At 43.1% G+C, this 3,357-nt stretch carries 2 protein-coding genes; both read right to left on the bottom strand.

Translation table 11 applies throughout. The features are described 5' to 3' along the window. On the bottom strand, positions 1-2,818 hold a 2,818-nt coding region (locus VB740_RS17650; protein WP_323201262.1), incomplete at its 3' end, for a filamentous hemagglutinin N-terminal domain-containing protein. Positions 2,819-2,977: 159 nt separating this feature from the next. Next, positions 2,978-3,148: a hypothetical protein gene (locus VB740_RS17645; protein WP_323201261.1), complete on the bottom strand. Its 171-nt coding sequence runs from the start codon at positions 3,146-3,148 to the stop codon at positions 2,978-2,980. Positions 3,149-3,357 lie beyond the last annotated feature (209 nt).

Genomic DNA, 3,357 nt, shown 5'->3' with positions numbered 1-3,357 from the left:
TAGAACGAGCTTGGATCTCAAGGTCGCCTGCCGTCCCCGAACCAGTACTACTAACAGTCACTTCACCTCCATCCCGGATAATCATCTGCCCAGTTTCAACCTTCAAACTTCCCCCGCTACCTGTACCTTCTGGCGTCACCGCAGCGCTGATTTGACTTTTAAAGTTACCATTTGGTGATTTCCCAACCACTTCCACAGATTCCGCCGCACGAATTTGCAATTTACCTGCATTGCCCTGTCCAGCAGTAGCAACCGACACTATTGCACCACCTCTCACACTCAAGCGATCGGTTTCAATTGTTAAATCGCCACCTTTACCTCTGGGTAGAATAACTGTTTCGTCTGCGTCTATTTCAACACCTGCATTGATACCTGTAGCAAAAAGGTTATCAACAGGTGTATCAAATACTTCTACTTCAGAAGCACGAATTGTGAGATTACCAGCATCGCCTTGACCAAAAGTAGCGACTTGCACTTTGCCTCCATGACTGACACTCAAGCGTTTTGTCTCAATGGTCAAGTTACCACCGCGACCCTCACCTGTAATGTTTACCTGAGCGAATAAACCAGCCGGATTTTCAATATTAGGTCTAAACGATTTGATTTTTCCACTAATTTCCACTGAATCGGCAGCGCGAATAGTCAAATTTCCTGCAAAGCCTTTACCGAAAACACTGCTTCCCACTTGACTATCAATGACCTTCATGGTGACAGTTTCAATAGTTATATTGCCTGCATCTCCTGTGCCAAAAGTGTTAGTTGCTAATTGTCCTCTATTGGTCACAAAAAGAGAACCAGTGGTAATGTTGATGTTACCGCCTTTGCCAGAGGCATTATTTTCTACTCTGCTGAAGGCTCTACCATAATTATCAAAGGAAACTGTATCAGTAGCGTTAATAATCACACTGCCAGCATTCCCTGCTCCAAAAGTACTGGCAGATAGCTGTCCTTCTCGGACAATCAACTGATTGGTGTTGATTGCTAAATCTCCCGCTGTTCCTGTACTCCATGTTTGAGCCAACAAGCTGCTGGGAAAGGCATATAGACTATTACTATTAGTAGCAGTACCTATCAGTTGAACTGCTTGGGAGGCATTTACCGTCACAGTTTCTCCAGACCCACTACCGTTAGTTTGAGATGAAATCACAGCTCCATCTTGGATTAACAACTGATTGGTGTTAATCGTGATCTTTCCTGCTGGTCCTATGCCATAGGCGTCAGAACTTATATTGCTGGGATACCATCCATTAGGAAACTCTGGAAGAATAGCAGTACCGACTAGCTGCACTGATTCGGAAGCATTTACTGTTATACTCCCTCCAACCCCCTTACCTTCATTATCGGTTGTGATTCCGGCTCCATTTTGGATGAGTAACTGTCTAGTGTTAATCGTGATATCTCCGGCATCTCCCACTCCATTAGATGCAGCAAATATACCAGTAGAGCCGAAAGAAGGATTATCTGGAATGCCGATTATTTGCACTGATTCTGAAGCATTTACGGTCAAATTCCCCGCCACACCTTCACCAGAAGTAGAAACTGAGACTTGCCCCCCATCTTCGACAAGCAACCTAGAAGTATTAATCGTTAGCTTTCCTCCTTCTCCTGTCGCGCCAGAACTACTCTGAGTAAACAAGTCACTGCCAAACCGACCACTAACTGTGAGACCTGCCACTTGTACAGACTCTGAGGCATTTACTGTTAAATCTCCCGCCGCACCTGCATTGTATGTGCCAGATGAAATCTTTCCTCCTGCTAAGATTTCTAACTGCCTGGTGTTAATTGTCAGGTTTCCTGCATTTCCTGCCCCAGAAGTTTCAGCAAATAAACCACTGCGAATTCCAGTAGGTGATTCTCCAATGACTTGCACTGATTCTGAAGTATTTACACTTAATCCTTTGCCAGGTAATGCTCCTAAAGTGCTGGCTTCAATGTTGGAACCTCCACTGACTGTAACTCGTTTACCCCACACCTGAATAGCACCGCCACCTTCGTCACTAGTACTGACCAAGGCTTGATTGCTAAATGATATATCAGCTTTATCTACACCATCAGGAACAATCAAACTCAAATTATTACTATCTACATTCAGTCCGACTGTCCCCTCACCTGCAATTCCTGCCAATTCCACTCGCCCACCTGGAGCATTCAATTTACCTTCGTTGATGGCAATTTCTCCACCCACTAATAGCAAACTCCGACCATCTGGTACTCGTAGACCAAAGATATTATCTTCTGCTGGTGCAATTGATCTGTTTTCAATTCTGCCAGCCTGAAGTTGATTGAATAGCAAAGCGGAAGGATTAACTGTCAGTAATGGGGAAGGAGCCTGAGGATTAGTTGCACTAAATTCCAACCCATCGCCAAAGGCAAATGAATTCGCCGTAGTCCCTACAAACGAACCCGCCACATCTAGCCGTGCATTGTTCCCAAATAAAATTCCATTGGGATTGAGAAAAAACAAATTTGCGCCACCATCCACCCCTAGAGTGCCAAGAATATTAGAGACATTACTTCCTGTCACTCGTGTGAGAATATTGGATATTCCCGTGGGATTGGCAAAATAAACACGCTGCAACTCCCCCACATCGAATTCCTGGAAACTATGGAACAGGTTTGCACCATGAGTTACTCCGCCATCAATCCGGTCGGATGGAAGCCCTTTAATATTGACATTGGGAGTGATTATTGAAGAGTTATCACCCAATGTCCCATCAGAGATAATCTGCGCTAAGGCGGGATTTCCAGAACAAAATACAGTAATACTTAAAATTCCTAATAAACCTGAACGCCAATTCCTATCTCCACAGATTGCCATATCATAACCAGCCTCGCCTGCTCATTTCTTACCTGTGAATATGCAATCAATTTATTGATAAATTTTTCTCCCATTAATTTCATTTCAGCAGATATTTTGACTAGATGAGAGTGAAGTTTTTAAAACTTAAGGTTAGGTAATGGTTATCAAAAGAAAAAGTTACAAATCAGTAATCAGCCTAGCTTTACGGAGAAAGAATTGCAGCACGGCTTCTTCACGAAACATAATAAACTTGTTACCTAATAAGGTTTTTGGATTTTTTGAACCAGACAGGGCAATGGTTTCAGACACCAAGTTTTTATAAAGCAACAAGTTTAATATCAGCGCCACTGATTGTTTTTATAACTCTTGGGTTTTATAAAAATTCCTCCCCCGGCTTTTAGAGTAACGAATTATTGGCTACAGGACATGGCAGAGGGAATAGAAGAACTTTGTGCATATTGAGCCACAAGAATCACATCACCCTTAGCATCGACAATCCATTCTTGAGCCTCCACAATCTGATCAGCAGATTTGGTCATAGATGCAGTAGATAATTT

This window comes from Nostoc sp. UHCC 0251 (assembly GCF_034932245.1).
Lineage (GTDB): Bacteria > Cyanobacteriota > Cyanobacteriia > Cyanobacteriales > Nostocaceae > Nostoc.
This window is presented reverse-complemented; position numbering and strand designations above follow the sequence as displayed.